This window comes from Mycobacterium simiae (genome assembly GCF_008370645.1).
Taxonomy (GTDB): domain Bacteria; phylum Actinomycetota; class Actinomycetes; order Mycobacteriales; family Mycobacteriaceae; genus Mycobacterium; species Mycobacterium simiae_A.
Genome location: NZ_VTZN01000574.1, coordinates 1 through 370, shown reverse-complemented (window position 1 = coordinate 370; position 370 = coordinate 1). Strand labels below are relative to the sequence as shown.

Sequence of the window (370 nt, the reverse complement as noted above, 5' to 3'; positions counted from 1 at the left end):
CGGCTCGCTGGTTGCCTACGCACTGGGCATCACCGACATTGATCCGATCCCGCACGGTCTGCTGTTCGAGCGCTTCCTCAACCCGGAACGCACGTCGATGCCCGACATCGATATCGACTTCGACGATCGTCGCCGTGGTGAGATGGTGCGTTACGCCGCCGACAAGTGGGGTCACGACCGGGTGGCCCAGGTCATCACCTTCGGCACCATCAAAACAAAAGCGGCGCTGAAGGACTCGGCGCGAATCCATTACGGGCAGCCCGGCTTCGCGATCGCCGACCGAATCACCAAGGCGCTACCCCCGGCCATCATGGCCAAAGACATTCCGCTGTCGGGCATCACCGATCCGGCGCATGAACGGTACAAGGAA

1 pseudogene is annotated in these 370 nt (G+C 62.2%); it reads left to right on the top strand.

Annotated features, from left to right (window positions below):
* A pseudogene (locus F0Q45_RS26950) lies at positions 1–370 on the top strand (DNA polymerase III subunit alpha); the annotation flags it as partial.